Here is a 25,638-nt window from a genome sequence, read left to right on the forward strand (position 1 = left end):
CTGTCTCAGAAAACCATACGGCCGCAGTTACTTCTCCACGAGGGTCAGGACATCGTAGGTGGCCACAATTTCGTCGTTCTGGTTGGTCAGGACGGCGTCCCAGGCTACCTCTCCGTATTCGTCGGTCTCGCGAGGCGTGATCTTCTTGGCTGTCAGCGTGACCCGAATGGAGTCGCCGGCGGCAACAGGGGTGATGAAGCGAAGGTTCTCCAGGCCATAGTTGGCCAGCACGGGACCCGGAGCGGGCTCAACGAAGAGTCCGGCAGCCCAGCTCAGCAGCAGGTAGCCGTGGGCCACGATGCCGGGGAAGAACGGGTTGGCTTCTGCGGCTTCCTGGTTGGTGTGCGCGTAAAACGTGTCACCAGTGGAGTTGGCGAAGGCAGTGATGTCTTCGAGAGTGACCTCACGGAGTTCCGAACGCACGGCGTCACCGATCCGCAACGTGGACAGGTGCTTCCGGAAGGGGTGCTCGCCTTCGGTCTCCACGGTGAAGTTCCGGTCAGCGCCGGTGTGCCAAAGACCGGTAACTGCGGTCAGCATGTTCGGTGATCCCTGAATGGCTGTGCGCTGCATGTGGTGCATGACGGAGCGGATACCGCCAAGCTCCTCACCGCCGCCGGCACGCCCGGGGCCGCCGTGGACCAAGTGCGGGACCGGGGATCCGTGGCCCGTGGATGACCGGGCGTCTTCACGGTTGAGCATGTGGACGCGTCCGTGGTGGGCAGCGATGCCGAGCACCAGCTCCCGAGCAACAGCGGGATCGTTGGTGCAGACCGATGCCACCAACGAGCCGGAACCACGGGCTGCCAAGCGAATGGCGTCGGAAAGATCCGAGTATCCGATCACTGAGGAAACCGGCCCGAAGGCCTCCAACGAGTGAACTTCTTCGGCTTCGGCGTCTGCCCAGCTCAGGAGGACCGGGGACATGAACGCGCCGTCTTCCACTACGCCTACGGTGCCGCCGACGGAAGTGACCGACGGCGAATCGAGAGATCCGTACGCAAGCTCACCACCGGCGTCGAGCATGGACTGAACGGCGGCGCGAACGTCAGCGAGCTGTTCCAGCGACGCCAAGGCGCCCATGGTGACGCCCTCGGCGCGGGGATCGCCAACCACGACGCGCTCGTTGATGCGCGCGCCGATGGCGGCTGCGACGTCGGACGTCAGCTCCTGCGGGACGATGACGCGTCGGATGGCCGTGCACTTCTGGCCCGCCTTGACGGTCATCTCGGTGACCACCGCTTTGATGAAAGCGTCGAACTCGGGGGTGCCCGGAACGGCGTCTGGTCCGAGGATTGCGGCGTTCAGGGAGTCGGTTTCGGACGTGAAACGGACGCCGCCCTGGACCACATTCTTGTGGCCCTTCAGCGAGTTGGCAGTGGATGCCGAGCCCGTGAAGGAGACGAGGTCGCGGTAGTCGAGCTCGTCCAGGATGGTGCGGGCGGAACCGGAAATCAACTGGAGCGAACCTGCGGGCAGGATGCCGGACTCAACGATTGCCTTGACCGCTGCGGCGGCAACGTAGCCCGTGGGCGTTGCCGGCTTCACGATGGTGGGGACGCCGGCCAGGAACGCGGGAGCGAACTTCTCCAGCATGCCCCAGACCGGGAAGTTGAACGCGTTGATTTGGACGGCAACGCCGGGAATCCGGGTGTAGATGTGCTCGGCGACGAACGATCCGTCCTTGGACAGCGTCTCCATGGGACCGTCCACCACAACCTGCGAGTTGGGCAGTTCGCGCCGTCCCTTGGAGCCGAACGTGAAGAGCACGCCGATGCCGCCGTCAATGTCGATCATGTTGTCGATCTTGGTGGCACCGCTCTGCGAAGAGGATTCATAGAGCTCTTCGCGACGGCCGTTGAGGTACATGGCCAGCTCTTTGAGCTTGAGCGCGCGCTGGTGGAACGTCAGCTTGCCAAGTTCCGTTTGGCCGGTGGTGCGGCCGTGATTGACGACGGCGGCAAGGTCCAGTCCGTCGGTGCTGACGTTGGCCAGGACCTCTCCGGTGCTGGCATCACGGACCGGGACTCTCTTGGCATCGGGTGCCGGCGTCCACCAGGCATCCTGGACGTAGCTGGGAACGGTTGCAACGGCTGTGGTTTCCGGGGCGACTGCGGTAGTGGTCATCGTCGACGGGTCCTTCCAAGGCACGTGAAATCGGCACGGTCATTGCTGACTGGAGCCAACATTACTGACCGGCCGTTCGGTAATATATACAGGGTACATGAATGCCCGGTGGAGTACAGCAGGAATTTCTTATGCTCGCCCCGGATACGGCGAAGGGCCGGCCTCCATAGCGGGAGACCGACCCTTCGCATTGCTGGCACACGCAGTATGGCTACGAGGATCCGAACTTGGTGTTGTAGCGGAACATGAACGCTGCCATGGCATCACGGTTCACCGGGAGCAAAGGCTTGAACGCCTTGCCACCCCCTTCGGCCCAACCCGTGGAAATGCCCTGAGCTGCGAGCCAGGTGATCTCCTTGTAGAACTGGGCGCCGACGGGGACATCGTTGAAAGGCGACGTCGCCGGCGCAATGAACTCGGGCTGCTCAGCCAAGCGGTACATGAACGCAGCCATCGCGTCACGATTCACGGGCTGCAACGGCCGGTATGTCCTGGTCTTGTCAGCCTCTTCCCAACCGGTGGAGATGCCCTTGTCTGCAAGCCAGGTGATCTCCTTGTAGAACTTCGCATCAACCGGGAGGTCAGCGAAGGGGGAAACTGCGGGCGGTGTGAACTCAGGCTCACCCGACAACCTGTACATGAACGCAGCCATCGCGTCACGGTTCACAGGGGTCAGGGGCTGGTAAGTCCTGGACCCATTAGCTTCCCAGCCAGTGGAGATTCCGGCGTTGGCCAGCCAAAGGATTTCATCCTGGAACTGGGCTCCGAGGGGAACATCGTCAAAGCCCCGAGTACCCTGCGTGGCAGTGGCGTAACTCAGTGTCCCAAGGTTCGTGTTATGGCCCACGAATGAGGAAACAGACCTGGCGTTGGCCTCGGTGAGGACATTGCCGGAGTAGATCGGCTCCGCCCCCTCGGGCTCAGCCACCACGAAGTAGAGTCCCGTGGTCAGGCCTGTGACATTGAAGGTACCGTCCGCTGCGGTGTAGGAAAAACGAGTCACAAGCGAATCGTCCTTGGTGTAAACGTTGACTCGGACACCGCTCAAGGGTGCTCCGGTGGATCCAAGGATCTTTCCCGTAAGGGTTCCGCCCTGGCGAACGGTTGCGTTGACGCTGTTCAAGGCCTGTCCGGCGGCCACGGTCACCGGCGTTGCGTTACCCGCGCCCCCGGACTCGGGAAGATCCCTATAAAGCTGTGCCTCGTATTTGGACAGGAAACCCTTGGTCCGATTGAACTGAACCTTATACGTGCCAGGCAGCAGGTTCTTCAGCGCGTAGGTGGTCTGGGAGGTTTCCATGACCGTTGACGCTGCAACAGTGCCGTCTTGGGCAATGGCAGTAATGCTCATGCCCGGACCACTCATAGTGGGGCCAGGGGCGGGGGCACCCGCGATGGAGCCTCCGATAGTGGCAGCCGCAACGGCAGTGTCCTGGACACCAGCGAGTTGCTGTCCTTCAGTAACCGTCACTGACTGTGAGCTCCCGACTCCCGCAACACCGCCATGCCACATGTTCGCCCACCCACCCTGGGCTTGGAACTGAATCTTGTAAGTGCCCGGCGCGAGGCCACCCACCACATAGTTTCCGGAGTCCGAGCTTTGGAGAAATGCATTCCCCGCGTAGCCGCTGTTCGCGTAGTCAGGACCCTTGATGACATTAACCTGACCGGTAAAGGCAGCAGAGCCAGCCGGAACGGAGATCTTTCCGGAAATGAAGGCTGCTGGCTTCAGCGTCTGGTTGATGCCCGTGGTGGTGGCACCCCCGGTGACGCTAACGAGGGTCTTGGCACCATCCGGGGATGTTGAATAGTGGGCATTCACCACCGGCGAAGGCTGGGGAAAGTAGTTGAAGTTGACCCAAACGCTCCCCGCCGGAAGTCCACTGACTGTGAACGTTCCGTCCGACGCCACAGTCGCCGTTTGGTAATAACCGACTTCGGGGCCGGCGAAGACAGTTATCTTGGTGGCATCCACGCCCGCGGGCACAGTGACCGTTCCTGAAATACTGCCTGTAGCAGCTGCAAACGCCGGGGATGCGATCCCTGCAGGCAAAGCACCCAAAATGAGTGCTGCTAAAAGTGTGAGTGCGAGCCGGTAGCGGCCGCGAGAATAACCCCTCATGGGTCCCCCATGTTTCATGCGAACGAAGGGGCCGCAAATGGCGGCCCTCCGCGATCCTAGTCGAGAAATAGATCTCTTCTAAACGCCGTTGTTTGAACTTGGCTCTTAAACCGAAAGAGTTGGTCCCGGATGCATCGGAACCAACCCTTTCCGGTTGAAAGCTCTGGCTAGCTGACGCCGAACTTCGTGTTGTAGCGGAACATGAATGCTGCCATGGCATCACGGTTCACGGGCAGCAAAGGCTTGAACGACCTGGTGGTTCCCTGTTCAGCCCAACCCGTGGAGATGCCCTGAGCCGCGAGCCAGGTGATCTCCTTGTAAAACTCGGATTCAACGGACACATCGATGAACGGCGACTCCGCCGGCGGCGTGAACTCAGGCTCACCAGCCAAGCGGTACATGAACGCCGCCATGGCGTCACGATTCACGGGATGCAACGGCCGGTAGGTCCTGGTCTTGTCAGCCTCTTCCCAGCCGGTAGAAATCCCCTTGTCGGCAAGCCACGTGATCTCTTTGTAGAACTGCGCCGTCACCGGCAGGTCTTTGAAAGGGGAAACGTTGGGTGCCGTGAAGTCGGGTTTGCCCGACAACCGGTACATAAACGCCGCCATGGCATCACGGTTGACAGGAGTTAGCGGCTTATAAATCCTCGTCCCGTTGGACTCCCACCCCGTGGATATCTGTTTGTCAGCCAACCACTGCATTTCATTCTCAAACTGTGCGCCGATCGGGACATCATCAAAGCCCTGGACGCCCTGCGAAGCGGTGGCGTAGCTCAATGTTCCGACGTCGGTGTTTTGCCCTGCGAACGCGGAAACGGACCGGGCATTGACCTCCGTGAGAACATTGCCGGAGTAGATGGGGCCCGACTCACCGGCAGGTGTAGCCGACACGAAATAGAGCCCTGTACTGAGCCCGGTCACTTTGAATGCCCCATCAGCTGCCGTTGTCCCGCGACGGGCGACCAGAAGACCATCCTTGCTGTAAACCCGAACTGATGCATCCTTCAAAGGCGTGCCGTTGGCACCCATAAGTTTGCCCGTCAGGGTTCCTCCGACGCGTCTCACTTGGTTAATATTCGAGACGGTTTGACCCGGAGCAACAGTAATTGCGGCGGCACTTCCCAGACCGGCACTTTCGGGCACAGCATTGTAATACTGCCCTTCCTGAGCGGTCCGGTAAGTGTCATGGGTGTAGCGATTAAATTGGACCTTGTAAGTCCCCGGAAACAGCCCGCTGACCGCGTATTCCTCCGGTTTGAGCAACCTGACCGTGTTGACGTATTCTGCGAGCGAGCCGTCAAGGTTGACCACGTCCACACTTTGATAGTTGACGTCACCTGCCGTAAAGCCCCTGATCGTTGCCCCTTTTACTGCTGTGTCCGATAGTCCACTGAGATGCTGCGCATTCCCAACAGTTACAGATGGTGATGCAGCCGGTCCGGCAACACCGCCGTGCCACATGGACGCAAAAGTGGCCTCATCGGGACGGAATTCAAGTTTGTAGGTCCCCGCCTCAAGTCCTCCGATGGTGTAAGAGCCACCTTTAACGGCGGCGTATCCTGCCATCTTTCCGAGGTCACCGATCGGCTTTGCGAAAACGGTGCCGCCGAACGGTACGGGGCTCGATAGGGTCCCTGAAATCAATGCGGACTTCCTCAAGACCTGATTTATGCCGGTAGTTGTCTGCCCATCAACAACCTTGACCCTTGTGGCCAAGTCTCCGTTGGGGACTCCCGGATAGTGCGTCTCAATAAAAGGTTCGGAGCCAAAAGCTTGCGTAAATGAGACAACATATTCACCAGGGGCCAAAGGACCAAGCTCGAAGTTACCCTCGGCATCGGAGGGATATGACCAATCGCTGTCTGCTTGATAGTCATTGTGAACCTTGGCATGTACGAAGACATTTCCGGCGTTGGTACCTGCCGGCATCGCCACTCTTCCCTTGATTCTGCCACCTGGGGTCATCGTGTGATTGATTCCAGTGACCGCCGCACCCTGTGCCACCGCGATCTTTGTCGCATCATCAAATTTGAAACTACCGTAGTAGGAGTGAATGACCAGATGATCGTAGGCAAAATTCACAAAGCGCAGCCTATATTCGCCTGCTCCGAGTCCTGAGACAGTAAACTGGCCGCTGGCATTCGGCCGAGCGCTCGCAGAGGTCGGACCGCCTTCGGCATAAATGTAGACCGCGGTAACATCCACACCGGCGGGCACCGCGACAGTTCCGGAAATGCTCCCCGCGGGCGCGGCTGAAGCTGGGGATGCGAGCCCGACGGGGAATGTACCCAAAATGAGTGCTGCTAAAAGTGTGAGTGCGAGCCGAAAACGGCCGCGAGAATAACCCCTCATGGGTCCCCCATATTTATGCGAACGAAAGGGCCGCTTAATCAGCAGCCCTTCCGAGATCATAGGGCCTCAGGCACAGCACAGTCGATAGTCGAGGCTCACATGACACATGGAGCGAAGAACGCTTGTGTGACCGCTTAGCTCCGGCGGAGCATCTTCCTCACCAACAGCATGGGCTTCTTCAGGAACTCACCCACACTGGTCCGCACCACCACGGTCTGGTTCAGCGCTTCGAGGCGTTCCAGAATGTGATCGAGTTTGGCTGCGGACTCATCCAAGCGGCGCTGCTGGGTAACGATGAGTTCCTCCTGCTCTGACAGCACCCGAGTCAGGTACAACATGGCTCCAAGTCCGCCCTGCGCGGCCTGGTCGCGGAGGTAGTCGTCACGGACCAAGGCATCGTATTGGGCGTGTTCGGCAACCTTCGCGAAGATGCTGTTGCTGTGATGACCATCGGATTGGGGCCGCTGCGACCAGAAGGCGAGCGGTTCGCCGTCGAGAAATCCGATGCGCGAGTGGCTCAGGACGCGGAGGTGGAATTCCCAGTCCCCCACCACCGGCAGGTTCTCGTTGTAGTAGCCCACATGATCGTGAAGGTTGCGCCGGTACAGGAAAGAAATGGGGACCGCACGGTTGATCTTGAGCATGTCTGCCAGCGTTATCTGCCGCATGTCAGCCCAGAAGATCTCACGGCGAATGGGCTCGATCTTGCCGTCAACAAGCTCTTCAATGACGATTTCCGTCCGCACCATCACGCCGCTTTCGGCAGCGTGCGCGGGATCGTCGAGGTAGGCCACTGTGCGGGCCAGGAACTCGGGAGCCCAGAAGTCGTCGTCGTCATGAATCACCACAAATTCGCCGGAACCGGCCTTGAGTCCAGCGTTCGATGCACCTTCCATGCCAGCTGACTCTGTGTGGTGAAGAGTGGTAATGCGGGACCGTTCGGCTTCCGAACGCTGGGCGGTGAGATGGTCGACGTCGCCCGGGTCCCCGCCGTCGTTAACAATCACCAGCTCAAAGTCCTGGAACGTCTGGGCGAAGATGTCGTCCAAAGCCCGAGCCAGGAAGATGGGTCGGTTCTTGGTTCGCGTCACGATAGTGACGCGGGCGCCGGAAGTCATTTCTGGTCCGTCCGTTTCGGAATTAGTCAACTCTCCATTTTAGCAGCGGAGGTACACCCAGCTTGGCCCGGACGGCGTCCAGCTCCCTGTCCGAGACGCCGTTGGCCTTCAGGAACCCGATGACGTCCAACGTGGCAAGAAAGGCCCGCAGACTGTTCCGACGATCGGTCAGCATCGCCTCCAGGTCTTCGTGGGACAGGTAGGGATCGTGGGCGTGCGGCGCCCCGTGCGTACGATGCCGCTCATTGATCCCCCGCGCTGCAAGTACGTATCCGTGCATGATCTCCTCATCGTCGGCGCCGGCCAATCGTTGCAACATCACCGCGATCATGCCGCTGCGGTCCCTGCCCGCGGAGCAATGGACCACCACTTTGCCGGGCGAGGCGGCAATCGCCTTGAAGACTGCAGCGATCCTGTCCGCGAACAGTTCGAGGTAATCGCCATACTGGGCGGGATCTTTGAGGTACGGGCCGAAAAGTTCGCTGAAATCCTGATGGTCCGGATCTTCCGTCGGGCAATGCACGACGGCGATACGCGCCTTCGCCTCGTCAGGCACCTGGGGGTCGGTGTCGCGTTGCCGCCGCTCGCGCGAGGCGCGGAGATCGATCACGGTGCGGACGCCGTCGTCGTACATTTGCTGCCAACCGGACTCGGTGACCCATTCGTGGCGACCCATACGGTAAATGTCCCCCGCGATTCGCCAAGCGTTGACGGCGCCGTCCCACTGGACGCTCTGGTGAGCTGAAGTAGTCCCTTCCATAGGAGCCAGCTAAGCACATCGGCGCCATGGGGTGGGAAGTGAGAGACGGTCGCGGGAAAGCACGCGGGATGTGAGAGACGGTCGCGGGAAAGCACGCGGGGTTGGCTCTCGGCGTCATAGCCTTCGATGACCGCCGAGAGCTCGCCCCTTACGAATGGGCTATCGCTTGGCCAGCTGAGCGGGTTTCACCGCGGAGATGAGTGCTGAGGCATAGGCCTGGTGCCCTGCCACGTTTGGATGGAAGTTTGCGTCCGGAAGACGATCGAACGGGGCCACGGGAACGGGGACCAACACAATCCAAGGATCTGCGGAGTTAACGGCGTGTCCACCGAAGCGCTTGGTGACGTCGACGAAGACCACGTTCTTCCCGCTGAGTTGTACGGCTGCTGCGATGGCCTTGTTCAAATCATCAACGGCACTATTGGCCATGACCTGGTTAGCGACAGGGACAACGGTTACGCCCGGGATAACCAGATCACCCTGGCTCGGATCAAAGAGGCGAGGATAGCCCATCACGGCAATAGTCGCGTTGGGAGCCGCCGCACGGATGAGCCCGTACGTACCCGCAAGTGCAGTGGTAACAGAGCCGAGGTTGGCGCGGATCCCCGCAACCGTGCCCGCGCACGTGGCGGTGTCCGGTGAAGCGCAGGCCTGCAAAGCAAGAAGGCTTCCGGCATCTATGGCGCCGGCCGTAATGCTCACGAGCTCGGCTTTTTGGAGGTCAGCCTGGCCAGAGAAAATCTGCTCAACAACGGTTGGAGCTCCGTTGTAGAACGGGCTCGGATTCAGCGGATCAAAGGACAGTAAAGCACCATGGCAGGCTAAATTGCTCAGTAAATCCACGCGACCGGAAGCCGCCACAACGTCAACATATCCGGGTTCGCTTTGCCAACAAACCGCGTCCCGATACAGTCCGCCCGCCCCGGTCCCCGCCGTATACGAGTCCCCGAGCGCAACGTAGTCGACCGGTGGCGGTGGAGCGGCCGTCGCTGGACTGGCAACGAAGCCTAAACAAAGTGCCACAATGGCGAGCCCGCCTGCAAAAGCCGCGTGCCGCCGTCGTCCTTGATGAGTTGCCATGGTGAATCCCCTTTTTTACCGCTCGATGGGGCTCCGGTCCCGCATGTGCGGAAGTCGCGGCTCGCCCACCATTCGGCCGTGTACCGGGGCAATGTGTTGGCAAGATTACGCCTAAGGGTGTGCAGGGGAAAGACCTTGACACCATGCCGAGCTATGCGCCGTACTTGGCCAGCCGGAATTCCAGCCCGTTGCGAACAGCTGGCCATTCGTGGTCGAGGATGGAGAAGACCACCGTGTCGCGGAGGGCTCCATCGGCACTGCGGGAATGGCTTCGAAGCACGCCGTCCTGCTTGGCGCCGAGCCTGGCGATTGCTTCGCGGGACTGCTGGTTCATCCAGTGGGTGCGGAATTCCACGGCGGGGCAGCCCAAGGTTTCAAAGGCGTGGCGCAGTAGCAACAGCTTGGAATCCGGGTTGGTGCCAGTGCCGTGAGCCGACGCTGCGTTCCATGTGGATCCGATCTCCAAGCGAGGTGTTTGGGCGTCGATATTCATATAGGTCGTCATGCCGATCAGCTCGCCTGTGAGGTTTGATCGCGTCGCAAAAGGCAGCATGGATCCCTTTGCCTGTAGTCCCAGGCGGCGATCGATTTCAGCGGCCATACCCTCGGGTGTGGGGACCGAGGTGTACCAAAGTTTCCAGAGATCGCCGTCGCGTGCAGCGTCTACCAGTCCGTCATGGTGTTCCTGGCTCAACGGTTCCAGCGTTACGAACTGGCCGGTCAGGGTGATGGGTTCAATGGAAGTCACCCGGTTAGCCTAACCGGCCCGGCCGTTAGTGGTTCCAGTCGAAGAATCCCTTGCCGGTCTTCCGGCCAAGCTCCCCGCGCGCCACTTTGTCCCGAAGGATCTGCGGCGGAGCGAAACGGTCGCCCAACGTGGCGTGCAAATATTCGGCGATACCCAACCGAACGTCCAAGCCAACAATATCCGTGGTCTTGAGCGGACCGGTGGGGTGCTTATAGCCCAGGACCATGGCGGCATCGATGTCTTCCGCCGATGCCACTCCCTCTTCCACCATACGCATCGCTTCAAGGGCAATCGCGACGCCCAGCCTGGACGAGGCGAAACCCGGGGCGTCATTGACGACGACGGCGGTCTTGCCGAGTGCCTCGGTCCAGTTTTTGGCCGCCACAGCGAGTTCGGGGGAGGTTTTCATGCCCAGAACCACCTCAATGAGGGTGGAAGCGGGCACCGGGTTGAAGAAGTGCAACCCCACGAAGTTAGCCGGACGGCGAAGTTCGTCGGCCAGTCCGGTCACTGACAACGACGACGTGTTCGAGGCCAGGTAGGCGTCGGCTGAGAGGTGTTCCTCTACGGCCTTCAGCGCTGTGACCTTGAGGTCGAAGTCCTCCGGCACTGCCTCCACAACGAGGCCGCAATGAATGAAGGATTCGTAGTCCGTGGAAGTGCTGAAACGGGACATCGCCTTTTCGTGAGATTCGTTCAGGGTCCGGCGGGCGACTGACTTGGTGACGGCGTCAGCAACGCGATCCTGGGCTCCGGCTGCTGCCTCGTGGTCGCGTTCTACAACGATCACATTGGCGCCTTTGGTGAGGAAAGCATGCGCGATGCCGGCACCCATCCGGCCACCACCAAGGACTCCAACGACGTTCGGGATGGTGGGAGCTTGGGTCATTTCCGGGTCCTGTCTTGCGAATCGGCGGTGTGGGTAGCGGTGTCGGGTGCGGCTGCGGTGTCTTGCGAAGCCTTGGCCGTTTTCTTGTCCAAGAAGGCCTGCATGCGATCAAACTTGGCTTGGGATTCAAAGAGGATTCCCTGCGCAAGGGTATCGATCAGCGGGTGAGCTTCAGCCGGGGCGTGGAAGACCGATTTGGTGATCCGCACAGCTAGAGGGTCCTGACGCCCGATCCGGTCCGCCAGTTTGTGTGCTGCATCCATGAGTTCGGGAGCCTCGTGGATCTCAGTGATGAGGCTGATGCGCAGGGCTTCCTCGGCACGGAGAACGGCACCGGCCAGGAGGATTTCCTTGGCTTTCGGCTCACCCACAAGCTCCTTCAGCCGCCAACTGGCCCCGGCGGCCGCGAGGATTCCCAGCCCGGTCTCGGGGTTGCCGATCCGAACGCTCGGTGTGCCAATACGGAAATCGGCGGCGTAGGCGAGTTCCGCTCCCCCGCCCAGGCAATACCCGTCCAGAGCCGCAATAACCGGCATGGGCAGTTTGGCGATGCGCACAAAGATGGTGGAGTTGATCCCCTGCAAGGCGTCGTCCCGGCGGCGTTCGCGGAGCTGTCCAATGTCCGCACCGGAGGCGAACACACCCTCAGTGCCTGCAATGATCAGCACTTTCGGGTTCCGCTCAAGCTCAGCGCAAACCGTGTGAAGCTCGTCCACCATGGTCTGGTCGATCGCATTACGGACCTCGGGACGGTTCAGCAAGACAGTGAGGCGGTCCTCGCGTTCCTCGATCAGGAGGGTGGTGAAGTCTTTCGTATCCAAGGCCATTACACGCCTTCCAACAGCATCGCGGTACCCTGCCCGACGCCGATGCACATGGTCGCCAGGCCGAGCTTAGGTCCGGTGGTTGAGGCGAGCTCCCGCTCCATACGGCCCAGCAACGTGATCGCGATACGCGAGCCGCTGGAACCGAGCGGGTGCCCCAAACTGATGGCACCGCCGTCGTTGTTGACGATGTCCGGGTCCAGGCCGAGCCGACGCATGCTGGCCAGCGACTGCGTGGCGAAGGCTTCGTTCAGTTCCACGGCGCCTAGCTGTCCGACCGTTAGTCCGGTGCGTGCCAGGACCTTCTGGGTGGCGGGGACCGGGCCGATTCCCATGATCTCCGGTTCGCAGCCGGCCGATGCACCGTCCACGATGCGGGCGCGGGGTGTCAGGCCGAACTTCTTGATGGCGGCCTCGGAGGCAACGATGATGGCTGATGCGCCGTCGTTGAGTGTGGAGGAGTTACCTGCCGTGACCACTGAACCGCCGGGAACAACAGGCCGCAGACCGGCCAACACGTCCATGGTGGTGCCCAAACGGGGACCTTCATCGGTGTCCACCACGGTTTCCGACTTACGGGTCTTTACAGTGACAGGAACGATCTCATCCTTGAAGCGACCGCCCGCGATCGCTGCCAGCGCACGTTCGTGTGAGCGGACGGCAAACGCGTCAGCGTCCTCGCGGGAAATGTTGTCCACCCGTCCCACTTCCTCGGCGGTTTCCGGCATGGAGTAGGTCATCTTGCCGTCGCGGGACAGCTCGCCCTTGGTGAACAGCGGGTTGGCGAAGCGCCAGCCGATGGAGGTGTCAAAGATCTGGCCCGGCTTGGCGAACGCCGTGGTGGGCTTCTCCTGTACCCAAGGTGCGCGGCTCATGGACTCGACGCCACCGGCCACTACGATGTCCGCAGCTCCGGACTTGATCATATGGCTGGCCATGATGATGGCGCTGAGGCCCGAGGCACAGAGGCGGTTCACTGTGATGCCGGGAATGTGGAGGGGAAGTCCGGCGAGGAGGGTGGCCATACGGGCCACGTTCCGGTTTTCCTCACCCGCGCCGTTGGCATTACCGAGGATCACCTCGTCAATGGTGTCAGGATCGACGCCGGCACGCGCCACCGCTTCCCGGACCACCAGCGCGGCGAGATCGTCCGGACGAACGGAGGACAGCGCCCCAGCGTAGCGACCTACAGGCGTGCGTGCGCCGCCAACAAGAAAAGCCTCGACCATGAGAACATCCTTCGCGAAGTGAAAGGGACCGGCCTGGAATAATATACCGACCGTTCGTTCTATAAAGATTACACGGCCCGGGGAGCCGGTCAACAGTTGAAGTCCTCAGTTACGGATCAGCTGAGACCGGCCCCTGCCGGCGTCAGAGCACTCGAATTCCCAAATGCCCGGCCAGTAGCGGTGCCATGAGGCTCAGCTGGTAGTCGTCGATCACCACTCCTGCCAGTCCGGCCAATCCGTTGATTCCGCGGAACTCCGAGGTCCGCAGATCCACGTCCTTCAGCTTGGCGCCCGTGACATCCAGCGTTCCGATGGTGCAGTTCTTCAAGGCCAACCGCGTACCCGTGCAGCCGCCAAGATCAAGTTCATTGATGATGCAATCGGAAATCTGAAGGTCCATGAGCTTGGAACCACGCAGGTTCACATAGTCCAGCTTGCCGCCGTCGATTCTGACAGAGCGCCAGTTACCCTCATAGAGTTCGGCCGACCCCCACCGCGGGTTGGTGATCTCCACGTCCTGCCAGGAAGTTCGCGCAGCCATGAAGACCGGGGCATACGGCTCGGAGAAGATGCACTCGCGGAACGTTGCCCCCCGCAGCTGAGCCTCGTTGAAGGAGACCCCGTTCAGCTCGCACTCTATGAAATCGGCGCCGCTGAGTTCCTCTCCGTCGGCAGAAACACGGGTGAGCCTGACGCCGTCGTACCGTTCGCCACGCTGGAAGTCCGGGGCGTCGTCGTCGCGTAGTTCATCCAGGCGCACCGGCGAAATCTTGGGCGCGGCAACCTTCGCAACCGCCATCAGAGCGATTCCGCTTTGGCAGCGATCTCGGCGAGGTCCTTGCTGAGAGCCTTACGGGTCATGCTCATCCCTAACTTCCCGAACAGGGCCATCCCCACCTTGCTGATGAGCGAGGGATTGATCACCTCGGCGCCGAAGGTCAGGGTCAGATCCGTACCGCCATCGCGCTCGGTGAGGTTGAAACGGGTGGTGTAGTCCGCACCGCCCTGAACTGCCTTGACCGTGGTGCTCCGCGGAGGGTCAGTCTCGGAAACCCACATCTCAACCGTCTCCTGCTTACCCATCATGGTCCGGGTTTCCTTCCAGCGCGTTCCCTCCCTGTAGGGGCCTTCACTGAGCATCTGGATTGAGTTGATGCCTGAGAGCGTGCCGGCCGAGCCGGGAATGTCCGAAATGACGGCCCAAACCTTCTCCGGGCGTGCGTTGACGTGCTGCGTCAAGGTGGTGGTGTGTTCCATACATCGAGCCTAGACCCGACCCCCGACACTCCAAACCGCAAAGGCCTAAGACGCCGGGCGCCCCCACGGAATCAGTCGAAGCAGCACCACCGTAAGCCACGTGACCACACCGCACACACCAACGCCCCAGGCGATGTCAGTCAAGGCCACCAGGGCAGGGAAGTCCTTGAGGACAGCGAGCGCCGTCAACGCCCAGGTTGCGTAGGTGAAGAAACCGAACAAGGCACCTGCGAAGATCCGCCGGCGCAGCGTCGAGTCCGCCCTCCCGGGCCGCACCCCGTAGTGCACTATCCCCGCAACGAAGACGAGGTAGAACAGCACGGCCGCGACCGGCTGCGGGCTGGCTGCCAGGAGATGCCCCATCTGGCTCTGATACTGCCGCTGCGCCACAGTGAGGATCCAGACGACATCGATCGCGGCGAAGATCACTGCTGCCAGGGCGTAGGCGAGCAACCACCGCTTCATGCTCGACTCCGGGGCTGGTTGTAGAGGCTTTCCACAATGTGGCTTGCGCGGCTGGTGAAAGCACTCCGTTTGAGCTTCATGGTGGGAGTGACAAATCCGTTGGCCTCACTGAGGTCTGTCAGCAACAAAACGAACCGGCGCACCTGCTCGGAGCGGGCAATTTTGGAATTGGCAGCGCTGACGGCCTTACCAATCACGGCCAGAAGCCGGACGTCGTCAATCTGGACAGCACCGCCGTCGTCCGGAATCGTGAGGCCCTTCAGATCGGAGATGCCTTCGCGCTCAGCCCATGCGGCCACTGATTCGGGGTCCAGGAGCACCAGCCCGCCCAGATAGGGCTTGCCCTCCCCCACCATGACGGCGTGGGCCACCAAGGGATCACCTTCTACATAGCCCTCCCAGATGGCTGGTGAGATGGTCTTGCCACCGGCAGTAACGATCACATCCTTGATGCGACCCTTCAGTGTCAGGCGGCCCAAGTGGTCCAGTTCGCCGAGGTCGCCTGTACGGAAGAATCCGTCAACGAAGGCTTCCGCGTTGTCTGCGTCGCGGCGATACCCGGAGAAAACGCCCACGCCGCGCGCCAGCACTTCTCCTTGTTCCGAGAGCCGGACGGTGGTCCCCGGCATGGGAACGCCCACCGACCCGGAGTTGATGGCCCCTGGAAGGTTGCCAGTCAGCGGTGCCGTGGTTTCGGTGAGGCCGTAGCCTTCGATCACAGGAAGCCCTAATCCTCGGAAGAACAGGGATAGTTCGGCGTCAAGGGCGCCTGCACCGGATAGCAGGTAGTCCAGCCGCCCACCCACCAACTGCCGCAGCCGCGAGTAGAAGAGGCGGTCGAACAGGGCGCGTCTGACGCGGAGGCCGGCTGAGGCACGCAGCCGGGGGTCGGCGTCGTGCGCTTCTGCGAACCTGCCCCACTCCACAGCGGTGCGCTGCGCTGCAGACCACACCCGCCCCAGACGTTTCTGCGTTGCGGCAGCAGCCGCGGATGCCTGGATCTTCTGGAGGACCCTCGGGACCACCACCAGGAACGTGGGCTTCAGGGCACCCAGGGCTGGCACGACGTCGCGGGGATCGGACAGGTGGGCGATGCGCATGCCGTTGGCCAGGCAGATCAGCTGCAGCCCGCGGGCCAGCACATGCGCCATGGGCAGGAAAATGATGGTGTTGCCGCCTTCACGGACCACCTCGGTATACGCGGCCGCCACATTCAGTACCTGTCCCACAAAGTTGCCGTGCGTGATCAGGGCACCCTTGGGAGCGGCTGTTGTTCCGGAGGTGTAGACGATGGTGGCAACGGTATGTAGGTCAGCAAGGAGCCGCCGTTCCTCCACGGTGTGGTCCGGAATGCCCGCGCCACGCGCCACCAGGTCAGACAGGTCAGCGCCCGGCCGGGCAGCAAAGGTCCAGATCCCCAACGCCGTCAGTCCGGCTCCCGCGAAGCCCTGCTCCAAGAGCGCCGCGTGTTCGGTGCTGCCCCCCACGGCGAGCCGGACGTCGGCATCGGCAAGGATCGCTGTCACCTGCGGTGCCGCGGAGGTTTCATAAACAGGAACCACGACGGCGCCGGCGAACCACGCCGCCATGTCGGCAAGCGCCCATTCGTAACGGGTTGGGGACATGATGGCCAGCGACTCACCCGGTTGAATCCCGGCTGCGATGAAGCCCTTGGCCAAGGCGCGAACCTCATCCACGAACTGCTCGGTGGTTACCTGCCGCCACGGATCGGTGATGGCAGCACCGGGCTCGCGGACTTCGAACGCGACATGCCCTGGGCTTGTCCGCAAACGTTGCATGAGAAGGTCGGTGGCATTGCGGTGAACTGTGGCGTCAACCAACGGCGGGGAGGTGAATTCTCTCATCGGACACCCTCTGTTGATATCGCTTGCAAGTGATCCTGCATGAGGTTCAAGACGGCGTCCAGGAATTCCGTGACGACTTCCTGGCGGTCCTGGGGCAATGCGTCCAGTTGCCGGCTGGCAGCGGACAGCAATGGCAGCATCAGATCCTTGACCTTGCTGGATGCCGCCTCTGTAACGTTCACGTGCACTTGGCGCCGGTCCTCGGTACTGCGCATGCGTTCAACGTAACCATGCGATTCCAAGCGGCTGACCAGCGCTGTGGTGGTGGCCGCTGTCGCACCTAGGTCCGCGGCAAGTGCTCCAACGGTGACGGGTCCGGAGTCAGCAAGGACGGTCAGCGCCCTGTAGTCGGTGAGGTTGAGGCCCAGAGTCCGGGCTACCTCACGTTCCGTCTCGTTCGCGAGGCCGAAAAGGCCCTGCAAGGTCAGGGAAACCGGATGTTCCGAGCCTTCGGTAGCACTCTCATGGTTTTGCATGGTTATATAGTAATCAAAATAGATTGAACATCAAACAGGCTAGGTAATCCTTCACGACTCGTCGCGAGGGACCCACCGCGAAAGGAACCACGCCGTGAAGGATTCAGACAGGAAGGGCCTCATTGCCCTTCCGGTGGTAGTGCTGCTGGGGGCACTGGTCGCTTGGGCAGGAAGCCAGCATGGGCAAGTCTTGGCAGGCATTCCACTCTTTGCGGCAGCAGTCGCCGCCGCCTTCATCATTCAATGGATCGTCTTCATCCCGTCCTTCAAAGCCCAGACGGAAAAATTCTTCGACCTCACCGGTTCGCTGACCTACGTAGCCATCACAGTGTTTTTGGTGCTTGCCACACCCGGAATTGACGCCCGCTCGCTGCTCCTCGCGGCCATGGTGACCGCTTGGGCACTCCGCCTGGGCACCTTCCTGTCGCGGCGGATCCACAAAGCAGGCAAGGACGATCGATTCGACGAGATCAAGCCCTCGTTCATCCGCTTTCTGAACGTCTGGACCATGCAGGGACTCTGGGTGGTCTTCACGGCAGCAGCCGCCTGGGTGGCCATCACAAGCACCAACCGGGTGGCCGTGGACTGGCTGGCCATCGTGGGGCTCTTAGTGTGGGCAGCCGGGTTCGCCATCGAAATTGTGGCCGACCTGCAAAAGAGCCGGTTCAAGGCCAACCCCGCCAACAAGGGCAAGTTCATATCCACTGGGCTGTGGTCCAAGTCCAGGCACCCGAACTACTTTGGCGAAATCCTGCTCTGGATTGGCGTTGCGATCGTCACCATCCCCGTACTCCAAGGCTGGCAGTGGGTTGCCATGATCTCACCGGTCTTCGTGGCCCTCCTCCTCACCAGGGTCAGTGGCATCCCCCTGCTGGAGAAGAAGGCGGACAAGACCTGGGGCGGCGAAGCGGGGTACGAGGCTTACAAGAAGAACACACCGGTGTTGATCCCCAAGCTCGGCTAGAACGCACAGCAGGCCTCACAACGCCGACAACCCTCGTTGCGAGGCCCGCTCTGCACCCTATGCGCGAGGAATAACGAGCAAAGCAGGCCTCACAACGCCGGGGTCCGCAAACGCAAACGGCGCGTGCCCCCGAAAGGAGGCACGCGCCGTCGTACGTTTGAAGCGTCTAAAGCGTTTGGAGCCTTAGCTGAACAACTCGCTCTTGGGCTCGTTGTTCTTGACCTTCTGCCACCCGAGCCACAGCACCAATGCGAAGAACGGGATCGTGGCAAGGGTCCACAGGCCCAGCAGGAAGACCTCGCCGGTTTCCTTGTCCGTCATGGAATCGAAACCAATCAGCACGGTGATGGCCAGCAGCGCAATGAGGCCGAGCCAGCTGGTCCACGGCGAACCGGGCATCGGCAGGCTGGAGACGTTGCCGCGCTTCTTTCGCAGGGCAATCTGGCTCGCGAAGATGGAGCCCCAGGTGAAGATCACGCCGATGGACGCGGTGTTCAGTGCGAGGTCGAACGCATGCGAGCCGCCCAGCCAGATGTTGAGGAGAATTCCCACCAGGTACACGCCACCGATGGCCAGGATGGCCGCGTACGGCACGTGGCGTGTGGACATCTTGGTGAGCCATTGCGGAGCGTGGCCGTTGTTGGCCATGGTGCGGAAGATGCGGCCGATCGAGTACAGGCCCGAGTTGCAGGAGGACAGCGCGGCGGTGATGACGATCATGTTCATGACGTCACCCATCCAGCCGAGGCCCATCTGGCCGAACACGGTAACGAACGGCGAGGTGCCTGCCACGTACTGGTCGGACGGCAGCAGCATAGCCAGCAGCGTCACCGAACCGACGTAGAAGACCACAATACGGATCACGACGGCGCGGATCGCCTTGGGAACTTCGCGTTCCGGGTTTTCCATCTCACCAGCAGTAATGCCGACGAGCTCGATGGCGTTGTAAGCGAAGATCACGGCGTTGAGGACCAGGATCATCACCAGGCCGCCCTTGGGGAACATGCCACCGTCTTCGTGGAAGAGGTTGGCCACAGACGCGTTTCCGTCGCCCACCTTGGCGTTGGTGACCACCATGAATGTGCCAACAGCCAGGAAGATCACGATTGCCGCGACCTTGAGGCAGGATGCCCAGAATTCGAATTCGCCGAACGCCTTGACGCTGAACAGGTTCACGGCCACCAGCAGCACCAATGCGGCAATGGCGGACAGTTCAATGGGCACGTTGGGGAAGAAGAACTGGAAGTACAGGCCGATCGCGATCAGCTCAGCAATGCCTGTCATGGCCCAGTTGATGAAGTACATCCAGCCGGAAAGGAAGGCGCCCTTCTTGCCGAACATTTCGCCGGCGTAGCTTACGAACGAGCCGGAGGTCTGGCGGTACATGATGAGTTCGCCGAGGGCGCGCATCAGCAGGTATGCGATGACGCCGGCAATGGCGTAGGAGAAGATCAGGGCCGGGCCGGTGGAGGCCAGGCGGCCACCGGCGCCCATGAAGAGGCCGACGCCAATAGCGCCACCCATGGCGATCATGGTGACGTGACGGCGGCTCAGGGTCTTCTGATATCCCTCGGCGCTGAGGTTGGAGTCCGAGGCTGCAGATGAGGCCTTGGGGCTCTGGAGATCTGTGGGAGTACTTTGCGGCACAGCTGTTCCTTGTGGGTTGGGGTGTTGCTGTAGGTGTTACGCCAGTGCCGGGACACAGGCGGCTTTGGCACACAAAATTCGATCTTTCCCTCTTTGGAGGGCCCGAAGTGTGACAAAGGACGCAGAACGCCGAAGCTTCGCGCAACCCGTCTATCTTACGGGATTAACGCGAATGCCCGTGACGCAGGCAACAGGTGGGTGCGGATAAGGCATCTTCCGGCTACGCCGCGGCTCTGGTTCCCAGGTATATCGAGCTGCGATCCGAGCCCGTGATCTGGTCGGCCAACACGGCGGCCTGCTCCCACAAGGGCGCCACCATCCCGTACACCTCACCGCGGTGCTGGGCGCACTCGCCCACAGCGTAAATGTCATCCTCGTCCATCACCCTCAGGTGGTCGTCCACCACGATTCCGCGCTCAACCGCCAAACCACTGACGACGGCGACGTCAACGTTCGGTCGGACGCCTGCGGAGACCACCACCATGTGGCAGTCGATGTCGGGTTGGTTGCGCAGGCTCACCCCCGTGATGTTGTCGGCACCCAGAATCGCAGCGGCCCGGCTGTCGGTAAGAACCTGAACATCCAGACCACGTGTCTGTAGTCCCTCAGCAGCTTCCAGGCCGAACGAGTCCCCGCCAATCACCGCTGCCCGTCGGTAGTGCTTCTGCTCGGAAAACTGAATCATCCTGCGGGCATCGTCCAAGCTTCGGAAGGTAAAGACTCCGTTGCGGATGGTTCCGCTGGGAGTGTGGAGCCCGGCCATGGGTGGCAGGAACGGGTGGCTGCCGGTTGCGATGATCAACTGGTGGTACTGGACAACGCGGCCATCGGCGGCGAAGACGTGCCGGCTGAACTTGTCGATGCGTTCCACCCGGACCCCTGCATGAAACGTGATGTTGTTCTCCGGGTACCAGGGCAGGGAATGGATGAGTATGTCCGCCTCACTTTCCTTCCCGGACAGCACCCGCCCAAGCCTGGTCCGGTTGTAATTCCCATAGGGTTCGTCGCCGAACACCGTGATGTCGAAAAGATCCGCGCCACCCCTGGCCAGGACCTCTTCCACTGCCCGCGCGCCGGCCGTGCCGTTGCCGATCACCACCAGCCGCTTCTTCACCAGCACGCTCATCAGTGCTCCACCATCCCCAGGTCCACCACCACATATCCCCTGGTTCCCACGGGAGCCACGATGAAAAGCTCAATCACCGATCCGCCCTCGGTGTCTTCCACTACCCTGAGCGGGATATGAACATCGCTCTTGGCTCCAATGGGGAAATAGCGCATGGGAATGCGGTCCCGCATCAGCACCACGGTGACCAGTTCCGGGCTCGAATTGCCCCCGCGAAAGTAGAGCGTCTGGTTGATAACGCCATCGGGCACGAAGTGGGAGAGCTCGGCATGGAGGGGCACCGGTTTGTCCAGGCCAGCGCCGTCAAAGGTGTAGATGCCCTGCAGGAAGAGATTCTGAATGATCACGGGACAAGTCCTTTCGGCCGTTCCCTTCCATGATCCATTGCCGCTGTTTCAGGACGCTCGACGCCGTGTTTCCACCTTCGGGCCATGCGGTAACCATCTCTTTGCCAACAGCTCACCGGCAGGGAAGCCGCCCGGGGGACTACTGCAATTCGCCGCCCTGCATCCCGTACCGCACCCACGTGCCCGCAGCGGGGCGGGCATGGTGGGAAGCACTTCGATCGAACCACTCCCCCAACGCACGATCGTGGCTCACAATCACCACCGTGCCCTCAAAGGAAGCAAGAGCCGCTTCCAGCTGCTCCACCAGCACCGGCGCCAAATGGTTGGTCGGCTCGTCCACGATCATGGTGTCGAATCCACCCAGGAGAAGCCGGGCAAGGGCAAGTCGGCGCTGTTGACCTGCGGACAAACCGCCCACAGGAACGTGGAATTCGGCCGGCCGGAACAGCCCCAGCCGCAGCAGCCCCTCAGCATGTTCGTCGATGTTGCCGCCCAATCCCGCAGCGAACGCAGGGAGCAGCCGCAGCCCGGGCCGGGCGGGCACCTCGAGTTCTTGTTGCAGATAGCCCACCTTGCCGTTGACGTTCACAGTGCCTGCAGCGGGCTCCAGAGTCCGGGCAAGGACGGACAGCAGCGTGGACTTGCCAGCGCCGTTGGGGCCGGTGATGAGCACTTTCTGTCCGGTTTCCACCCTAAGATCGGTGGGCTGGAGACGCCCGGGGACACTCACACCTCTGGCTTCCAACGCGGGAGCGGACGCAATCTCCGCCACGGCCGCGGCCCGGGACGGTGCTGCCAATTTCAACGGCACTGGTGGCCGATCCACCGGGTTGTCCTCGAGCCTGCGCAGCCGCTCCTGGGCGTTACGGACCTTACTGGCCGCGGCGCTTTGCCAGGTTCCGGTCTTGAATCCGAACGCCATCTTGTCGTTGTCGCGTTTGCGGCCATAGCCCATGCCATCTGCAACCGTGGCAGCCTGGTGGCGTTCAGCAGCCATGGCGTCGAGCCATTGATCGTATTCCTGGATCCAGCGGGCACGCTCGGCCGCCTTTTCGCGGAGGTAGCCCTCATATCCGTTCCCGTACCGGTTTACGGACCGCCGGTCAGCGTCAACTTCGATGATGGTGCTGGCCACCTTCCGCAGCAGCACGCGATCGTGCGAGACCACCACAACCGTGCCCCGATGCGCCGCCAATCTCGACTCAAGCCAGGCCGTGCCGTTCGCATCCAGATGATTGGTGGGCTCGTCCAGCAGCAAGGCCTCAGCCGGGTCGGCCAAAAGACAGGCCAGCGCTACCCGCTCCTGCTCGCCGCCGGACAAAGACCCCAGTGTTCGACGCCGGTCCAAGCCTCCCAGCCCCAGCTTGTCCAACGCTGATTCCACCCGGGATTCGGCAGCGTAGCCTTCACGGAGTTGGTACTCCGTTTGCAGGCTTCCGTAGAGCTCCAAATCCTCCGAATCGGCGTCAGCCAAACCCGACTCGAGCTCGGCAATGCGTGCCTCCAGGGAACGCAGCGAACCAAGGGAAGCATCAATGGCGTCACCTACGGTCAGGGACTCGGAGAACCCGTGGGTTTGCGCGAGGTAACCCACGCGGTAGCCGGGGTTACCGGACAAACCCGCCGTGCCGTCGTCGGGCGTCTCCACACCGGCCAGCAAGCGAAGCATGGTGGATTTACCGGCGCCGTTTTCGCCGACAATAGCGACGTGTTCGCCGTGGTGGATGGCCAGGTCAACAGCATTCAGGAGTTGGCGGTCCCCGTAGCCGTGGGAAACGCTGGAAAGGTGCAGGTGGTTAGTCAAGAGGAATCCTCGCAAGTCCGCAGTGGGTGGCAGAAAGCCATGTGGGTACTCGGGATGCAGCCGTTGGGAGGGGGCTGCGCTCAAGACTTCATTGCTCAAGCCTGACGGCGGAAGCCGGATGCGTCAAGCCGACGCAACACCCCTTGGCGTCAGTTGTTCCGAAATACCATTGTGATGACACCAAAATGGCGTCACAATGGTGTCATGCAGCTAAACCAGTACATCACGGCGGTGCAGCACCAGCTGGAGACCGCCGCCGAGGCTGGCGGCCCGGAGGCTCGCGCCCTCAGCGAACGCCTCACTGCCGCTGTCGAATCCACGGTCCGTCTGATCCTCCTGGAGGCCCTCTCTGATGCCGCCAGCGAGATTACCTTGGAGCTCGCTCCCGGGTCCGTGGAAGTCAGGCTCCGGGGCCGTGACCCGGAATTCGTGGTCACAAATCCGCACGGCGGGGACTTCGAGGCCATGATCGAACAAACCATCCAAGGCACCATGGCACCAGAAGACTTTGATGGCACCAGTACCTCGCGCACCACGCTCCGGCTTCCGGATCAGCTCAAGCAACAAGTTGAAGAGGCGGCCGGCCGGGACAGCCTTTCCGTGAACTCCTGGCTGGTCCGCACCATCGCCGAAGCGTTGAACGGCGGCAACGCGCCCAGGAAAGGCACACGCCGCGAACCCGGCGAGCAAAACTTCACAGGATGGGCCCGCTAATGGCAACCTTCCAGACCCCCCAGCCAATCGCCGTCGTCATTGACGTCTCCGTCCGCGGCGATATCCAGGTGGTAGCCCAAGATCGCCACGACACCGAGGTGACGGTCCAACCCCGCAAGGCCACACGAAACCTGGACGTCAAAATGGCCGAGCAGACCACCGTGGACTACTCCGACGGCCGCCTGCAGGTAAGGCTTCACCCATCGTTCCGCCATAGCTGGTTCAGCGACGGCGGCGCTGTAGAGATCACGGTGGAGGTTCCTACCGGCAGCAGCCTGGAGCTGAAGTCCGCCATGGGAGACCTCCGTTGCGAAGGCGAATTCGGCGCAGCCGACCTCAAAACCGACCTTGGCCACATCCGCGTCGATCACTGCGGCGAGCTGCGGGCACACACGGACATGGGAGACATCACGGTGGAGCACGCTGTGGGCCGGTCCCGAATCAAGACGGGCTCAGGAAAAATCCGCATCCATCACCTGGACGGAGTTGCCACCGTCAAGAACGGCAATGGCAATACGTACATCGCCCACGCTTCCGGAGAACTGAGCGTTAGCGCAGCCAACGGCGACATTTCGCTGGAACGGGCCGGCCTTTCCACCACCGTCAAAACATCCAGCGGCGATGTCACCGTGGGCGAAGTGGCCGCCGGCAGCCTCACAGTTCAGACTGCTGCCGGCACGCTGGCCGTGGGTGTGTCTGAAGGCACTGCCGCGTGGCTCGACCTCAGCACCAAATACGGACGTGTGCGCAATGCCCTCGAAGCTACCAACGGACCGGGCGACACCGTGGACAGAGTGGAGATCCGCGCCCGCAACGCCTATGGCGATATCGCGGTGATGCGGTCCCCTGTCAGCGCGCGGTAGCTGTGGCGAGGGCCCGCTTCCTGCGGGCTTTGGCCAGTCGCGTACCGATCAGTCCCTGCCGCGGGCTGAACAGATACACAAAGCCGAACACCACTCCCTGAGTAAGGACCACCATGGCCCCGGAAGCCGTGTCCAGATAGTAGCTGAGGTAGATGCCGGCCACGGAGCACACCACTGAAATGACGGGGGCAATCACCAGCATCCGGGCGAACCGGTCGGTCAGCAGGTACGCGGTGGCACCCGGGATGATCAGCATGGCCACCACCAGCACCACACCCACAGTCTGAAGGGCAACCACGGAGGTCAGCGCCAGCAGCCCTAGGAGCAGGGCGCCGAGCCTGCGCGGAGAGAGTCCGATCGCGTGGGCGTGCGTGGGGTCAAAGGCATAGAGCGTGAGGTCACGGCGTTTGAGGATCAGGATCGCGAAGGCCACCACACCCAGGACCACCACTTGGATGAGGTCCGGAACACTGACGCCCAGAAGGTTTCCGAAGATGATGTGATTCAGGTCGGTCTGGCTCGGGGTCACGGAGATCAGCACCAGGCCCAGTGCGAACAGCGAGGTGAACACGATGCCGATCGCAGCATCTTCCTTCACCCGGCTGGTATTCCGTACCACGCCGATCAACGTCACCGCGATCAGGGCGAACACCAACGCGCCCAGCGCGAACGGCGCACCCACGATGTAGGCAAGGACGACGCCGGGAAGCACCGCATGCGAGACGGCGTCGCCCATGAGGGACCAGCCGATCAGGACGAGCCAGCAGCTCAGGACGGCGCATACCACCGCAGCGATGGCGGTGGTTGCCAGGGCCCGGACCATGAAGTCGTAGCTGAGGGGTTCCAGGAGGAATTCCAT

The 25,638-nt window shown here is 61.7% G+C and carries 23 protein-coding genes; 3 read left to right on the plus strand and 20 right to left on the minus strand.

Annotation, left to right across the window (positions count from 1 at the left end; all coding sequences use genetic code 11):
* Nucleotides 1-27: 27 nt before the first annotated feature.
* The 15 genes from paaZ to LDN70_RS16460 form a co-directional block, all read right to left on the minus strand.
* Entirely contained in the window at nucleotides 28-2,127 is a 2,100-nt protein-coding gene (gene paaZ, locus LDN70_RS16390) for a phenylacetic acid degradation bifunctional protein PaaZ (protein WP_223940808.1), read from the minus strand.
* 211 nt (nucleotides 2,128-2,338) lie between these two features.
* Complete coding sequence (locus LDN70_RS16395) at nucleotides 2,339-4,249, minus strand: carboxypeptidase-like regulatory domain-containing protein (RefSeq protein ID WP_223940809.1); 1,911 nt, start codon at nucleotides 4,247-4,249, stop codon at nucleotides 2,339-2,341.
* A gap of 167 nt (nucleotides 4,250-4,416) precedes the next feature.
* Nucleotides 4,417-6,603 (minus strand): MSCRAMM family protein, encoded by a 2,187-nt coding sequence (locus LDN70_RS16400; protein ID WP_502773821.1) that lies wholly within the window; start codon nucleotides 6,601-6,603, stop codon nucleotides 4,417-4,419.
* Between the two features lie 134 nt (nucleotides 6,604-6,737).
* Nucleotides 6,738-7,751 carry a glycosyltransferase family 2 protein gene (locus tag LDN70_RS16405; protein WP_223940811.1) on the minus strand — a complete coding sequence of 338 codons (1,014 nt, stop codon included), beginning with the start codon at nucleotides 7,749-7,751 and terminating at the stop codon, nucleotides 6,738-6,740.
* Complete coding sequence (locus tag LDN70_RS16410) at nucleotides 7,744-8,481, minus strand: tyrosine-protein phosphatase (protein ID WP_142938132.1); 738 nt, start codon at nucleotides 8,479-8,481, stop codon at nucleotides 7,744-7,746. The genes LDN70_RS16405 and LDN70_RS16410 overlap by 8 nt, the downstream gene beginning before the upstream one ends.
* A gap of 159 nt (nucleotides 8,482-8,640) precedes the next feature.
* On the minus strand, nucleotides 8,641-9,561 hold the full coding sequence (locus LDN70_RS16415) for an SGNH/GDSL hydrolase family protein (RefSeq protein ID WP_166841772.1): 921 nt from the start codon (nucleotides 9,559-9,561) through the stop codon (nucleotides 8,641-8,643).
* A gap of 151 nt (nucleotides 9,562-9,712) precedes the next feature.
* A complete protein-coding gene (locus LDN70_RS16420) occupies nucleotides 9,713-10,309 on the minus strand; it encodes a GNAT family N-acetyltransferase (protein ID WP_142938130.1) in 597 nt (198 codons plus the stop codon).
* Between the two features lie 25 nt (nucleotides 10,310-10,334).
* Nucleotides 10,335-11,198, minus strand: coding sequence for a 3-hydroxyacyl-CoA dehydrogenase family protein (locus LDN70_RS16425; RefSeq protein ID WP_223940812.1), 864 nt, complete (start codon nucleotides 11,196-11,198; stop codon nucleotides 10,335-10,337).
* Complete coding sequence (locus tag LDN70_RS16430; protein WP_223940813.1) at nucleotides 11,195-12,025, minus strand: enoyl-CoA hydratase/isomerase family protein; 831 nt, start codon at nucleotides 12,023-12,025, stop codon at nucleotides 11,195-11,197. The genes LDN70_RS16425 and LDN70_RS16430 overlap by 4 nt, the downstream gene beginning before the upstream one ends.
* Nucleotides 12,025-13,251 (minus strand): thiolase family protein, encoded by a 1,227-nt coding sequence (locus LDN70_RS16435; RefSeq protein ID WP_223940814.1) that lies wholly within the window; start codon nucleotides 13,249-13,251, stop codon nucleotides 12,025-12,027. Before LDN70_RS16435 ends, LDN70_RS16430 begins: the two co-directional genes overlap by 1 nt.
* Before the next feature lie 142 nt (nucleotides 13,252-13,393).
* Nucleotides 13,394-14,050: a pentapeptide repeat-containing protein gene (locus LDN70_RS16440; RefSeq protein ID WP_166841776.1), complete on the minus strand. Its 657-nt coding sequence runs from the start codon at nucleotides 14,048-14,050 to the stop codon at nucleotides 13,394-13,396.
* Complete coding sequence (locus LDN70_RS16445) at nucleotides 14,050-14,508, minus strand: SRPBCC family protein (protein WP_142938125.1); 459 nt, start codon at nucleotides 14,506-14,508, stop codon at nucleotides 14,050-14,052. The genes LDN70_RS16440 and LDN70_RS16445 overlap by 1 nt, the downstream gene beginning before the upstream one ends.
* Nucleotides 14,509-14,553: 45 nt before the next feature.
* Nucleotides 14,554-14,973 (minus strand): DUF2177 family protein, encoded by a 420-nt coding sequence (locus LDN70_RS16450; protein WP_142938124.1) that lies wholly within the window; start codon nucleotides 14,971-14,973, stop codon nucleotides 14,554-14,556.
* Nucleotides 14,970-16,838, minus strand: coding sequence for an AMP-dependent synthetase/ligase (locus LDN70_RS16455; RefSeq protein WP_223940815.1), 1,869 nt, complete (start codon nucleotides 16,836-16,838; stop codon nucleotides 14,970-14,972). The genes LDN70_RS16450 and LDN70_RS16455 overlap by 4 nt, the downstream gene beginning before the upstream one ends.
* Nucleotides 16,835-17,314, minus strand: a complete 480-nt coding sequence (locus tag LDN70_RS16460; RefSeq protein ID WP_223940816.1) for a MarR family winged helix-turn-helix transcriptional regulator — start codon at nucleotides 17,312-17,314, stop codon at nucleotides 16,835-16,837. Before LDN70_RS16460 ends, LDN70_RS16455 begins: the two co-directional genes overlap by 4 nt.
* A 94-nt stretch (nucleotides 17,315-17,408) precedes the next feature.
* Between LDN70_RS16460 and LDN70_RS16465 the strand changes: the two genes are divergently transcribed.
* Nucleotides 17,409-18,278: a DUF1295 domain-containing protein gene (locus LDN70_RS16465; protein ID WP_142938121.1), complete on the plus strand. Its 870-nt coding sequence runs from the start codon at nucleotides 17,409-17,411 to the stop codon at nucleotides 18,276-18,278.
* Between the two features lie 183 nt (nucleotides 18,279-18,461).
* Here LDN70_RS16465 and LDN70_RS16470 read toward each other — a convergent pair whose 3' ends face one another.
* The 4 genes from LDN70_RS16470 to LDN70_RS16485 all read right to left on the minus strand — a co-directional run bounded on the left by LDN70_RS16470 (nucleotide 18,462) and on the right by LDN70_RS16485 (nucleotide 23,202).
* Nucleotides 18,462-19,925, minus strand: a complete 1,464-nt coding sequence (locus tag LDN70_RS16470; protein ID WP_142938120.1) for an amino acid permease — start codon at nucleotides 19,923-19,925, stop codon at nucleotides 18,462-18,464.
* 220 nt (nucleotides 19,926-20,145) lie between these two features.
* Entirely contained in the window at nucleotides 20,146-21,051 is a 906-nt protein-coding gene (locus LDN70_RS16475; protein WP_223940817.1) for an NAD(P)/FAD-dependent oxidoreductase, read from the minus strand.
* Nucleotides 21,051-21,398 carry a molybdopterin oxidoreductase gene (locus LDN70_RS16480; protein ID WP_142938119.1) on the minus strand — a complete coding sequence of 116 codons (348 nt, stop codon included), beginning with the start codon at nucleotides 21,396-21,398 and terminating at the stop codon, nucleotides 21,051-21,053. The genes LDN70_RS16475 and LDN70_RS16480 overlap by 1 nt, the downstream gene beginning before the upstream one ends.
* A gap of 139 nt (nucleotides 21,399-21,537) precedes the next feature.
* On the minus strand, nucleotides 21,538-23,202 hold the full coding sequence (locus LDN70_RS16485) for an ABC-F family ATP-binding cassette domain-containing protein (protein WP_223940818.1): 1,665 nt from the start codon (nucleotides 23,200-23,202) through the stop codon (nucleotides 21,538-21,540).
* Between the two features lie 204 nt (nucleotides 23,203-23,406).
* Between LDN70_RS16485 and LDN70_RS16490 the strand changes: the two genes are divergently transcribed.
* The gene (locus LDN70_RS16490; protein WP_142938117.1) at nucleotides 23,407-23,916 is read left to right on the plus strand and encodes a histidine kinase; all 510 of its coding nucleotides are present in this window, start codon (nucleotides 23,407-23,409) and stop codon (nucleotides 23,914-23,916) included.
* Nucleotides 23,916-24,779, plus strand: coding sequence for a DUF4097 family beta strand repeat-containing protein (locus LDN70_RS16495; RefSeq protein WP_142938116.1), 864 nt, complete (start codon nucleotides 23,916-23,918; stop codon nucleotides 24,777-24,779). Before LDN70_RS16490 ends, LDN70_RS16495 begins: the two co-directional genes overlap by 1 nt.
* Here LDN70_RS16495 and LDN70_RS16500 read toward each other — a convergent pair.
* Nucleotides 24,766-25,638 (minus strand): metal ABC transporter permease, encoded by an 873-nt coding sequence (locus tag LDN70_RS16500; protein ID WP_142938115.1) that lies wholly within the window; start codon nucleotides 25,636-25,638, stop codon nucleotides 24,766-24,768. The two genes, LDN70_RS16495 and LDN70_RS16500, sit on opposite strands and share 14 nt — an antisense overlap.

It is taken from the genome of Arthrobacter sp. StoSoilB22 (genome assembly GCF_019977315.1).
Lineage (GTDB): Bacteria > Actinomycetota > Actinomycetes > Actinomycetales > Micrococcaceae > Arthrobacter.

Bases quoted from the DNA above. Each gene is read 5' to 3' on its own strand.
- paaZ (WP_223940808.1), bottom strand. From the start codon at position 2,127: ATGACCACTACCGCAGTCGCCCCGGAAACCACAGCCGTTGCAACCGTT.
- LDN70_RS16395 (WP_223940809.1), bottom strand. From the start codon at position 4,249: ATGAGGGGTTATTCTCGCGGCCGCTACCGGCTCGCACTCACACTTTTA.
- LDN70_RS16400 (WP_502773821.1), bottom strand. From the start codon at position 6,603: ATGAGGGGTTATTCTCGCGGCCGTTTTCGGCTCGCACTCACACTTTTA.
- LDN70_RS16410 (WP_142938132.1), bottom strand. From the start codon at position 8,481: ATGGAAGGGACTACTTCAGCTCACCAGAGCGTCCAGTGGGACGGCGCC.
- LDN70_RS16415 (WP_166841772.1), bottom strand. From the start codon at position 9,561: ATGGCAACTCATCAAGGACGACGGCGGCACGCGGCTTTTGCAGGCGGG.
- LDN70_RS16425 (WP_223940812.1), bottom strand. From the start codon at position 11,198: ATGACCCAAGCTCCCACCATCCCGAACGTCGTTGGAGTCCTTGGTGGT.
- LDN70_RS16430 (WP_223940813.1), bottom strand. From the start codon at position 12,025: ATGGCCTTGGATACGAAAGACTTCACCACCCTCCTGATCGAGGAACGC.
- LDN70_RS16435 (WP_223940814.1), bottom strand. From the start codon at position 13,251: ATGGTCGAGGCTTTTCTTGTTGGCGGCGCACGCACGCCTGTAGGTCGC.
- LDN70_RS16440 (WP_166841776.1), bottom strand. From the start codon at position 14,050: ATGGCGGTTGCGAAGGTTGCCGCGCCCAAGATTTCGCCGGTGCGCCTG.
- LDN70_RS16445 (WP_142938125.1), bottom strand. From the start codon at position 14,508: ATGGAACACACCACCACCTTGACGCAGCACGTCAACGCACGCCCGGAG.
- LDN70_RS16450 (WP_142938124.1), bottom strand. From the start codon at position 14,973: ATGAAGCGGTGGTTGCTCGCCTACGCCCTGGCAGCAGTGATCTTCGCC.
- LDN70_RS16455 (WP_223940815.1), bottom strand. From the start codon at position 16,838: ATGAGAGAATTCACCTCCCCGCCGTTGGTTGACGCCACAGTTCACCGC.
- LDN70_RS16460 (WP_223940816.1), bottom strand. From the start codon at position 17,314: ATGCAAAACCATGAGAGTGCTACCGAAGGCTCGGAACATCCGGTTTCC.
- LDN70_RS16475 (WP_223940817.1), bottom strand. From the start codon at position 21,051: ATGAGCGTGCTGGTGAAGAAGCGGCTGGTGGTGATCGGCAACGGCACG.
- LDN70_RS16490 (WP_142938117.1), top strand. From the start codon at position 23,407: ATGCAGCTAAACCAGTACATCACGGCGGTGCAGCACCAGCTGGAGACC.
- LDN70_RS16495 (WP_142938116.1), top strand. From the start codon at position 23,916: ATGGCAACCTTCCAGACCCCCCAGCCAATCGCCGTCGTCATTGACGTC.
- LDN70_RS16500 (WP_142938115.1), bottom strand. From the start codon at position 25,638: ATGGAATTCCTCCTGGAACCCCTCAGCTACGACTTCATGGTCCGGGCC.